Below are 7,277 nucleotides of genomic sequence, written 5' to 3'. Positions count from 1 at the left end.
GCTAACTCTTGCTGATCCACATCAGTCGCCATGGGATCCATGGTGTCGCTCATGATCAGTCCTCCCCGCCAGGCAACGCCCGGCGTGTCAGGCCAACTGTGGATCCACCGTTATTCAGACAGTCCCGTTCACCCGGCACGATGGGGCATTCGCCGGGAGCGGAGGCATCTCAGTGTTCAGGAAATGTGTGTAGCCCGGCACATGGGGGATGCACCGGGCTACACCTGAACCGTACTGCACCCGGTTGGCTGGGCGCCGCTAATCCAATGGATTTGAATATTTTTCCTCTACGTCCATGTTTGCTTGTAGCTTGGAGAATGCGGATCTGAACAATGTGCCGGCGCTGGGCCGGCACGTATTCTTCAGATGCACTCACGGAGGGGGCCATGCGCGAGACAGGCGTGGCTGTGGTAATCGAAGACGATTTGGACATGCGCAACCTGCTTCAGGCTGTACTGCACCAGTCATGTCGCCCGCCACGTAATTCCCCAGGGCTTTCGTCACGTTATTCCTTAGTGCCTGGTGACATGGTAGTCCTTCTTCGCGGCGGCAGGTTCGGGGCTTAGGCCCGTTTTTCGTTCCGTCTTTGCTTTCTGCTTTCGCGTTGGACGGGGTCAGTTGTTAGGGCGGCTGCGGGCCCGGTAGGAGCCTGTCTGGATGGTGATCTGGTGGGCGTTGTTCACGAGCCGGTCCAGGAGGGACTCCGCTACGACCTGGTTCGGGAAGAGTGGGTACCACTGCTCGGGGGCCCGGTTGGTGGTGACGATGATGGACCGGGCTGGGCGTTCGTTGACGATCTCGTAGAGGTCATCTCCTTGGGCGGGGGTGAACTCGCGCATCGCGAAGTCGTCAAGGATGAGCAGATCGGGTTTGGTGTAGGCGCGCAGGCGCCGTGGCCAGCTCCCGTCGGCGTGGCCACCGGCGAGATCGGCCAGGATCCGGGAGGTCGGGGCGAACCGGACGGTGTGCCCTGCCCTGATGGCTTGGTGCCCGAACGCTGTGGCGATGTGGGTCTTGCCGGTGCCGACGGGTCCGCTGATGATCACGTGCTGTCCGGTGCGGACCCATTCGGTGTTGGCTAGATCGCGGATGCGGGCAGCGGGGATGCCGGGGTCCGCGGTGAAGTCGAAGTTCTCGATCCTTCCGTCGGATTCGAATCTCGCCGCCCGGGTGCGCCGCTCCAGGCCCGTGGAGTCGCGGCGGTTGATCTCATCCAGGCACAGAGCCTGGAGGAAGTCCAGGAATCCGAGCTGGCCGTCGGCGGCTTGGGCGAGACGGTTCTCGAGGGAGCCGAGCATCCCGGACAGACGCAGGGCACGCAGGGAAGCAGCGAGCTGGGTGCGGTCGGCGCCCACGGGCCCCGGGCCGGTGCTGGTCGTGGTGGTCATGATGATCTCCTTCTTCGTGGTGATGGACGCGCGTCCCGACGGCACAGATACCGGCAGGGGCGTGCGTTCGAGGGTGTTCAGCTGGCGGTGAAGGCGCCGGGGCCGCGGAGGTAGGCTCCTGCGCCGTTGTCGCCGTTGGGTCGTACGGGCAGGACGGTGACTCCGGCAGCGAGCAGTCCCCTGACGGTTTTCAGGGTCGGGTCCCCGGCCGCTGCCGCGGCCGCGCAGGCGGTCTCCACCGCTTCGGGGAAGTGGGTGCCGGCGAGGCGGATGATGCCCTGCGCGGCACGGATCCGGTGGACCGCCGGTTCCTGCAGCAGGCCTTCGACGAGGGCTGCGGCGGCGGGGCCGATCAGGGACGCGTTCGCGCGGCACCATGCCGCGTCGCGGGTGAAGAACCCCGCCGCTGCCGGCGGGTAGTCGGACAGGTCGGTCTGGCGCCCCTTGGTGATCCTGGGGTGGACCTTCGTGATCGCCCCGTCGAGGTGGAACTCGACCATCGTGGCGCTGACCCGCACGTCCAGACGGGTCCCCACGAGCTGGTAAGGCACGGAGTAGAGCACACCCCTGACCGAGGCGTGGCAGTCCGACCCGACCGTGGCCGTGCGCCATTCCGCCGGTTCGAGTCTCCTTGCCGGCAGAGGAACCAGGGCCGGGCGCTCCACGGCGGCGAAGACCTCCCAGGATGTCTGCCCGGCCAGGGCACGCGGCCTGCGGGCGCCGGCGACCTCACGGCACCACCGCGCAGCCTCAGCACGCATCTGGGCCAGCGAGGTGAAGGACCGTCCGGCCCAAAACGAGCCGCGCACGTACTGGACCATCCGCTCCACGTGCGGCTTGTCCTTGGGCCTGTAGCCTCGTGCGGGGTCAATCAAAGTCCCGTAGTGCACGGCCAGCTCGGCGTAGGCCCGGTTGATCCTCGGGTCGTAAAGGTCCGGGGTGATGACCCCGGTCTTGAGGTTGTCCGGGGTGAGCCGGCGCGGGACCCCGCCGAAGAGCTCGAACGCGGCAACGTGCGCGTTCGTCCATGCCATCTGGTCCATCCGGGTCGTGGGAAAGACGAAGACCTGCTTGGAGAACGGCAGCGTGAGCACGAACGCCCAGACCCTGTGGCCCTTGCCCGTGGCCGGGTCGCGCCAGTGCCCAAGCATGCCGTAATCGACCTCGCCGAGCTCTCCCGGCGCGGACGGCGGCTTGAGCACCGTCAGGGCCCGTCCCGCCCGCCCGGCATCGGGCAGGGTCGCGGCCAGCCACCGGTAAAACGAACGCTGCGAGGCCCTGACCCCGTGCTCGTCGACCAGGCGCTGGTGGACCACGGCCCCGGCGACCCCGGCGTCCAGCTGCTCCCTCACCCACTCGATCCGGGCGTCAAACTCCGGCCAGGTAATCTGTCGCAGCCTGCCGTCCACGACCGTCGGGAACCAGCCCGAGACCAGGTCCCGCCACTCCTCGGCAGCGAGCCCGAGACCCGGGACAAGGCCCTCGGCCTCGGCCGGGGCCAAGTACTTCTGCACGGTCTTTCGGTCCATGCCCAACGACACCGCAAGCTCGCTCTTCGAGCGGCCAGCGTCCCAATGCATGAACAGTTCGATCAGATCCATCGGTGCCACACTCCTACGCGCCAAACCACGAACCCCGCCTCCGGCCCGACCATCGGACCCGAGGCAAGACTCTCGGACAAGGCACCAGCGGTCCGTGACGTCGTCCCCATGGGAATTACGTGGCGAACCGCCGCTCAAGGTGGGGAATTACGTGGCGAAAACCACCTACGAGTGGGGAATTACGTGGCGGACGACAGTCAGGGTTTGATGTTCATACCGCTTCGGACGGCCGCGAAGGAGTCGATGTCGTTCGCCAAATCAGCCCGGATATCGTGACCCTGGATGTAGGGCTGCCAGACATTAACGGCATCGAGGTCCTGCGGCGGATCCGCAAGTTCAGTGCCGCTTATATCGTGATGCTCACCGGCAGGGACGATGAAGCTGTCGTATCGGCAGCGCTTCAGGCCGGGGCCGATGACTACATCACCAAGCCATTCCGACCGCGGGAGCTGCGCTCAAGGATCGGGATGATGATGCAACGGCAGCTCGCGGACAGGATGCCCCCCGGACCCATCAGCTGAAGCCCGCCGGGCATGCGGGTCCGCGTCGGGTTCGAACAATCACCGGCGTCAGGCGTCGCGGCCAGACGACAGGGCCAGCGGTTCAGCGTCGCGGTCACGCCGTGGTGGGAGAAATTATGCGGGTTGCCTCACCGAGGCTCTGGCTGCGTATCAGGCCGGGGTGGATCATGGAGGTGTCTGTTGCGGCGGACGCCGTCTCGTCTGTGGTGCCTTGGTTGAGCCGACCAACGCCGCGTCCGGGACCGACGCAAGCTGCGATCCCGAACGAATCTGCAGCTACCTCTGACACACTCCTCCACCGGACGCCAGCTTCCAGCTTCCGGGAACCCGGGTATCATCCCGCCCGTGGCACTCGTTTCACAGCCGCAGAAACCAAGCTAAGAATGCGTAGACACCCTCACAACATCGTCCCCGGGCCTCCGACGGCGGGTTACCGTTCGGGCCGGGTCTAGTGGGCTCCGATCACGTTGACACAACCACGCCAAGGAAGCTTGGTGGATTTCGTGCTGACTCTGGGGCAAATCCGGGTTTTTGAGGGGTGGCCCGGCACCCGTGCCCCTTCGCATTTGCCCGCGTTTTGGCCAAGTTGTGGGGTTCCCTCAGCCTCAAGCCGGGCGAAGTGTTTCCGCAGGATCGGCCGATATTGACCCTCTGGCGGCCTCGGGGGTCGTAGCGTGGGATGATGGCCGCTTCAACATCATCAACCCAGTCCGGGGACCCGGGGGAGGTACCTGCCCGTCCCTCTCTGGTGGCGGATGGTGGGGGGCTCCCCGTCAGGGCTGTAAGTTCTCCCGCGGTGGAGACGCTGCCCCTGGTGGACCCGGCCGCTCTCGAAGCTCTGACCGAAGATCTGGGTGTGCCGGGCATGTCACTGCAGTTTGCCCGGGATTATGCGGCCATGTGGGGGCAGCGTCAGGCCCGGCTGAGGGAATCCGTTCAGCAGGCGGACCTGGACGCAGCTCTGGACGCGGTCATCAGTTTGAAAGTGACCTCGGCAATGGTGGGCGGCTCACGGCTGGCGTATCTGGCCCAAGCCCTGGAAGCGGCCCTCCGGGAAGGCGATCTTCAGCAGGCGCCCACCCTGCTGAGCCTGATAGTGCTCCACGGGCAGGAGACCATGGCAGAACTTCAGCGACGGTATGACCTGGCCTGCCCCTGATCAGTTGTCCCTGTTATTTGGCAGCCTTCGGGGTCACCGTGATGCGCGTGTTCTCTGTGCGGGGAGCCTGTACCCGACCCCGCGGACGGTTTCCAGCCAGCGTGGTGATTCGGGATCGTCGCGGAGCTTACGCCGGATATTTCCGATGTGGATTTCGACGGCGCGTTCATCCGCGCCGCTGATGTAGGTATTATCACGGTATTGCTCTCCCCGGACGGCGCGGACCAGTTCAGCCCGGGACAGGACCGCTCCCGCTCCCTGCAGCACTTCGTGGAGCAGTTCGAACTCGCTGCGTGTCAGCTCCACCATCGTTCCCTGGACTGATGCGGTGCGGCGTCTGTAATCGAGTTCGAGCCCGTTGTACCGCAGGACCCCGGTGCTGTTCCCGGGCCCGGGGGATACCGGCTGAACGGCAGGTCGGGGCGTGTCTGCATCCGCGATCGGGGGTGAATGCCGGGGCCGGCGCATCATCGCGGTGATCCTTGCCCGGACTTCCCGCGGCCGGAACGGTTTGGTGATGTAGTCGTCAGCGCCGCCTTGCAGGGCGGCCAGCACATCGGCCTCCTCGTCCCTGCCCGTGAGCATCACAACGTACGCGGTACTGAACTGCCGGATCCTGCGCAGAACTTCAAAACCGTCGATGTCAGGCAGACCGATATCCAGGGTCACTACGTCCGGGCTAATCTCACGAACGCTTTGCACGCCTTCCCTGCCCCCGGATGCGGTATGAACGTCAAAACCTGCTTGACCTAGCACGGCCTCCAGGAGCCCGCGCATATCGAGATCGTCTTCAATAATTAAAGCCACGCCCAACTCGCCCATGGCCCCCTCCATTGAGTACCCGAAGAAGCTGTGCAGGCCCAGCGCCGGCACAGATGTCGGGACCCCACTTTCCAAGCTACAACCAAACAGGCGCCCCGGGTGAGGGTTTTCCTCACCACCCCCATACTTAGGGCTGAACGGTGGCCTTGGCGTCCAGTTGCCTCGCAACCCGGAGCACCCCCCAATATCCCGGGCTGCGCTCTTTCCCCCACAACGAGTGCAACGATGCCTCGTTTACCGAGGGCAACGGACAGCAGCCCCGCCATGTGCAGCGGAGGCGGTCAGCGGTCGCCCGGGAAGAACAAGCCAATCGGTCCGCGTGTCCTCCCTGCCGGGAAAACCAGAAATACCATGGGCGGTGCCCGTCGTTCCTGTCACCTGGAAATCCGTGCTGACCACGCCCGGATATCGTGGGCGGTGAACCGCGCCCCTGGCAGAACAGCACGCAGATTGTCGGTCAGAACTGTTTCGACCACGAAAACCGGGATACCGTTGGCGCCCACCGCGGTCTCCCGGATCACCTCCTCAACCCGTGCCAGCAACGTCTCCAGGATCTCCTTCGGGTCCGGGGTAGCGGCTGAGCAGCCGCCACCGCTTTCACCCACGAAAACCACCGAGGCCCGGAACCGGTGTCTGAAGGCAACACCACGACATGATGCCAAAGAAATAGCCCCTTCTGCAGCACTCCCCGAGGCATTTAAAAGAGCCGATAGTTGATATTCCGTAAAGCTGGAAGTGACTGTATGGGGGTACCATACATGTATGGATGATGTGATCACGCGGCTATCGGCAGAGGCCAGGGCTTTGGCTGAGGAGTCGGAGGTGGCCCGGCAGCGGATGCTGGTCCTGGCCCGTGGCCGGCAGGAGTGCATTCTGGGTCTTCACGCCTCGGGCCTGTCGGTGCGGGGAATCGCCGAGCGGTTGGGAAGCAGTGCTTCGGTGATCCAGGACGCGATCCGCACAGCCAAGGGACGGCATCCGCAAGCGCGGCGTGAGGAGCGGTTCCCGTTTGAACTGCATGTCATGCTGGGGATGAGATTGCGGGAGAATCCGTCGCGACTGCGGGGCCTCGCGCGGGAGAATCTTGAACGTATGCGTCGCACTCCGCGGGCGGCTGTCGCTGAGCGGTGGCTGGACCGGTGGGAAGAACTTCTTCGCTTGCCTGATGACGAGCTGGAGAAGGCGATGCTGGCCGATGACGAGGAGGGAAGGGACCTGCGCCAGATCAGCCCCTTTGCCGGGGCACTAAGCCCCGAGGACAGGCTGGTTGCGATGAAGAAGGCGCAGTTACTTGCGAAGGGATGAACTCGAGCACGCAATCCGTGCCGCGACACAGATCATCAAAGATGACCAGGTCATCATCATCGGCAGCCAGTCGATCCTCGGTCCTACACTGAGGATCAGCTGCCCGCCGAGGCCACGATGTCCCCGGAGATTGACATCGCGCCGATGCGTGATGCGGACGCCGATGCCCTGAGCGATCAGCTCAGCTTCGACGTGGGGGAGTGGTCGGAGTTCCATGCAACCTACGGCTTCTACATCGAAGGGGCCGGCAAAAGAACCGCGATCCTGCCTCCCGACTGGGAATACCGCCTGGTCGGAGTGCGCAGCGAAGCCACAAACAACGCCACAGGGCTCTGCCTGGACCCCCATGACCTAGGTCACGTCCCGTGGAGTGGTGTAAATCTCGGTTCTGAGCGTCGCTTCGTTGACGTGAAGAGCCATCGTGCGATGGTCAGTGAGAACTGTCTAGGAATCTCACGAGAGGACACAAACACACGATGGC

General features: G+C 64.5%; 6 protein-coding genes and 2 pseudogenes. 4 read left to right on the top strand and 4 right to left on the bottom strand.

Annotation, left to right across the window (positions count from 1 at the left end; genetic code table 11):
- Window positions 1-614 precede the first annotated feature (614 nt).
- Window positions 615-1,388: an IS21-like element helper ATPase IstB gene (gene istB, locus IEW19_RS22960; RefSeq protein ID WP_188573859.1), complete on the bottom strand. Its 774-nt coding sequence runs from the start codon at window positions 1,386-1,388 to the stop codon at window positions 615-617.
- Window positions 1,389-1,465: 77 nt separating this feature from the next.
- Entirely contained in the window at window positions 1,466-2,989 is a 1,524-nt protein-coding gene (gene istA, locus IEW19_RS22955; protein ID WP_188573858.1) for an IS21 family transposase, read from the bottom strand.
- Window positions 2,990-3,135: 146 nt separating this feature from the next.
- Between istA and IEW19_RS22950 the strand changes: the two are divergent.
- Window positions 3,136-3,471: pseudogene (locus IEW19_RS22950) on the top strand (response regulator transcription factor); the annotation flags it as partial.
- A gap of 721 nt (window positions 3,472-4,192) precedes the next feature.
- Window positions 4,193-4,669 (top strand): Hpt domain-containing protein, encoded by a 477-nt coding sequence (locus IEW19_RS22945; protein WP_229748732.1) that lies wholly within the window; start codon window positions 4,193-4,195, stop codon window positions 4,667-4,669.
- 33 nt (window positions 4,670-4,702) lie between these two features.
- On the opposite strand, the gene IEW19_RS22940 is transcribed toward IEW19_RS22945, so the two are convergent.
- Both IEW19_RS22940 and IEW19_RS22935 read right to left on the bottom strand, forming a co-directional pair.
- Window positions 4,703-5,491 carry a response regulator transcription factor gene (locus IEW19_RS22940; protein ID WP_188573855.1) on the bottom strand — a complete coding sequence of 263 codons (789 nt, stop codon included), beginning with the start codon at window positions 5,489-5,491 and terminating at the stop codon, window positions 4,703-4,705.
- 374 nt (window positions 5,492-5,865) lie between these two features.
- Window positions 5,866-6,096, bottom strand: a complete 231-nt coding sequence (locus IEW19_RS22935; RefSeq protein WP_188573854.1) for a hypothetical protein — start codon at window positions 6,094-6,096, stop codon at window positions 5,866-5,868.
- Between the two features lie 157 nt (window positions 6,097-6,253).
- Here IEW19_RS22935 and IEW19_RS22930 point away from each other — a divergent pair, with 157 nt between their 5' ends.
- On the top strand, window positions 6,254-6,796 hold the full coding sequence (locus IEW19_RS22930; protein ID WP_188573853.1) for a hypothetical protein: 543 nt from the start codon (window positions 6,254-6,256) through the stop codon (window positions 6,794-6,796).
- Window positions 6,797-6,940: 144 nt separating this feature from the next.
- A pseudogene (locus IEW19_RS23840) lies at window positions 6,941-7,277 on the top strand (hypothetical protein); the annotation flags it as partial.

This window comes from Arthrobacter liuii (genome assembly GCF_014639275.1).
Taxonomy (GTDB): Bacteria; Actinomycetota; Actinomycetes; order Actinomycetales; family Micrococcaceae; genus Arthrobacter; species Arthrobacter liuii.
This window is presented reverse-complemented; position numbering and strand designations above follow the sequence as displayed.